Origin of the sequence: Candidatus Symbiopectobacterium sp., from assembly GCF_020054415.1 — a bacterium.
In the GTDB taxonomy this organism is placed as follows: domain Bacteria; phylum Pseudomonadota; class Gammaproteobacteria; order Enterobacterales; family Enterobacteriaceae; genus Symbiopectobacterium.
This window is the reverse complement of the sequence record NZ_JAHWCO010000680.1, coordinates 1-2,351: the sequence shown is the minus strand read 5'-3', so window position 1 is coordinate 2,351 and position 2,351 is coordinate 1. Positions and strand designations below refer to the sequence as shown.

At 49.4% G+C, this 2,351-nt stretch carries 3 protein-coding genes and 1 pseudogene; 2 read left to right on the top strand and 2 right to left on the bottom strand.

Translation table 11 applies throughout. The features are described from left to right. On the top strand, positions 1-112 hold a 112-nt coding region (locus tag QZ506_RS19710; RefSeq protein ID WP_291970347.1), incomplete at its 5' end, for an IS1 family transposase. A gap of 113 nt (positions 113-225) precedes the next feature. Further along, positions 226-633 carry a histone-like nucleoid-structuring protein H-NS gene (gene hns, locus QZ506_RS19705; protein WP_291973331.1) on the top strand — a complete coding sequence of 136 codons (408 nt, stop codon included), beginning with the start codon at positions 226-228 and terminating at the stop codon, positions 631-633. Positions 634-704: 71 nt separating this feature from the next. Here hns and QZ506_RS19700 read toward each other — a convergent pair. Then, positions 705-1,427, bottom strand: a pseudogene (locus QZ506_RS19700) (IS256 family transposase); the annotation flags it as partial. Positions 1,428-1,518: 91 nt separating this feature from the next. Continuing rightward, positions 1,519-2,274, bottom strand: a complete 756-nt coding sequence (istB, locus tag QZ506_RS19695) for an IS21-like element helper ATPase IstB (protein WP_291973334.1) — start codon at positions 2,272-2,274, stop codon at positions 1,519-1,521. Between the last annotated feature and the right edge of the window lie 77 nt (positions 2,275-2,351).

Below are 2,351 nucleotides of genomic sequence, written 5' to 3'. Positions count from 1 at the left end.
ACTGCGTAACCGATTGCAACGGCTCAATCGCAAGACGCTCGGATATTCAAAATCATCCGAAATACACGATAGGATCATCGGTACTTACATCGAACGCGAGTACTACGTTTGATGCTACATCAACTCATTGAATACACGACCAAAATTTGACTATTGCAGAAAATAAAATAGCCATCTATTATCACCCTACATACGCCACCAATAATATTATTTGAGATTATCACAATGAGCGAAGCACTAAAGGTTCTAAACAACATCCGTACTCTGCGCGCCCAAGCGAGAGAATGCAGCCTGGATACCTTGGAAGAAATGCTGGAAAAACTGGAAGTCGTTGTCAATGAGCGTCGTGACGAAGATAATCAAGCTCAGGCAGAAATCGAAGAACGTACCCGTAAATTACAGCAATATCGTGATATGTTGATTGCTGATGGCATCGACCCGAATGAACTGTTGCAATCTTTGGGTGCAGCAAAAACACCGGGCAAAAGCAAACGTGCTGTGCGCCCGGCAAAATATCAATATACTGATGAAAACGGCGAAGCAAGAACTTGGACTGGCCAAGGCCGCACTCCTGCCGTGATCAAGAAAGCCATTGAAGAGCAAGGTAAATATCTGGACGATTTCCTGCTATAATTCCCAATAGGAAGTTTTTTGCTTATTTAACAAAAAAGAGCCTGTTTAAGATTTTGTGTAAATGACTTTCCTCAGAAGTGACCGTCAAGGCGGTCACCGAACTCGATAATAAAGCGACGCATTGCCATACGCCAGTCCTGTAAGGGAATCGTCCATTTCTGTGATGCAGCCTCGATTGCCAGCCATACGAACTTCTTCACCGAGTCATCAGTCGGGAACACCTTGCGTTTCTTGATTGCATGCCGGATCACGCTGTTCGGTGATTCTATAGCGTTCGTCGTGTAGATTACCTTGCGAAGTTCCTGCGGGTATGAGAGGAATGTCGACAGGTTGGCCCAGTTTGACTGCCAGCTCCGGCTTATCTGCGGATAGCGGTGATCCCATGTCCCGCCGAGCGTCTCCAGCGCCTGAAGCGCTGCCTCTTCGGTTGGAGCCTGATACACTGCTTTGAGGTCGCGTGTTACCGCCTTATAGTCCTTCCAGGCAACGAAGCGCAGACTGTTGCGCACCATGTGCACGATGCACAACTGGATGCGGGCTTCCGGGTAGACCGTGTTGATGGCATCCGGGAACCCTTTCAGGCCGTCCACACAGGCAATGAGGATGTTGGTCAGGCCACGGTTTTTCAGTTCTGTCAGCACGTTCAGCCAGAACTTTGCGCCTTCATTTTCGGCCAGCCACATCCCCAGTAGCTCTTTCTGGCCTTCGATATTGATACCCAGCGCCAGGAACACAGACTTATTGATAACGCGGCTGTCCTGCCGGACTTTCAGAACGATACAGTCAAAGTGCATATTCGCATGCGATCGATCATCGATTCGCATCTAAGGTCGATCACGATTTCGCATCGTATCGATCATCCGGGAACCTAGCTTTTTTATCGTGTTAGTGTGTTTCTTCTGCGCTTTCCACTACCGGGCTATTTTTCCTTAATGATTCTCCCTTAAGCTCCAGCCTGTGGGCGTTGTGGATCAGCCGATCCATGAAGGCATCGGCCGCCGTAGGATTTCCCATAACACCGTACCATTGCTCCACCGGCAACTGGCTGATCAGGATCGTATTGGTTTGCCCACATCGGTCTTCCGTTATTTCCAGCAAGTCATTGCATTGCAGCGTTGTGATAACTTCAAGACCGAGGTCGTCCAAGATAAGAGGCTCTATTTTTTGAAGCTGTTTCAGTTGGTTAAGCAAGCTGCCGTCCAGTCGCCCCTGCTCAAGCTGATCCAGCAGCCGACCCATACGCCAGTATTGGATGTTTCTCTTTTGGCGGAACTCCTGCTCGTCCAGCGCACAACCTACCCAGCTTTTGCCGCTGCCAGTTGGCCCTGTTATCAGGATATTCTTACTGTGGGTGATGTAATGCCCGTTCAGAAGCTCGCACATCTGTTCTGCCTTTAACCCTCTGGATACCGGATAGCAAAGACCCTCAGGGGTTGCACCGTGGCGCAACCGCGCCCGCTTTCTCAGCCGACCAACACGGCTGTTTTCACGATTCAATAGTTCTTCTTCGACAAGTAGCACCAGACGTTCTGCGAACCCCAGCTCATTGTATGTACCAGGTGCCTCCCGCTGGCGTATCATGCCATCGGCTATTGCTGACAGCTTGAGCGCTCTGAGTTTCGTAAGGAGGTCATCAGTCATATCGACTCCTTTTTCAGTGGTAATATTTCGGACAACGCAGATTCTCGTACTCCAGATGAAGCTGTAACTCTCTTCTT

Excerpts from the sequence above, each read along its gene's own strand:
- hns (WP_291973331.1), top strand. The coding sequence starts at position 226 with ATGAGCGAAGCACTAAAGGTTCTAAACAACATCCGTACTCTGCGCGCC.
- istB (WP_291973334.1), bottom strand. The coding sequence starts at position 2,274 with ATGACTGATGACCTCCTTACGAAACTCAGAGCGCTCAAGCTGTCAGCA.